Raw genomic sequence first — 250 nt, 5'->3', positions numbered from 1 at the left:
AAAGGCCGTGAGGTCCCCCTGCTGCGCGATCATGGCCTGCATGAAGTTCTTCTCGAGCAGCGTGCCGATCACCATCCCGAGGATCAGCGGCGCGACCGGATAGTCATTCTCTTGCATCAGGAACGAGACGATCCCGGCGACCAGCGCCACCGCCACACCCATCATCGAGTTGTTGATCGCGTAGGCACCGACCATCGTGAAGATCAGGATGACCGGCATCAGGATCTTGTTCGACACCTTCAGAAGCTGG

Annotated in this window: 1 protein-coding gene; it reads right to left on the bottom strand. The window is 59.2% G+C overall.

Annotated features, from left to right (window positions below; translation table 11 throughout):
* Nucleotides 1–250 (bottom strand): tripartite tricarboxylate transporter permease (locus R0J87_RS22920; protein ID WP_498889236.1); only part of this gene is annotated, 250 nt, incomplete at both ends.

The sequence above is a fragment of the Halomonas sp. SIMBA_159 genome (genome assembly GCF_046536035.1).
Lineage (GTDB): Bacteria > Pseudomonadota > Gammaproteobacteria > Pseudomonadales > Halomonadaceae > Vreelandella > Vreelandella venusta_A.
Note: the sequence above shows the minus strand (reverse complement) of the source record. Positions and strands in the feature narration are given on the sequence as shown.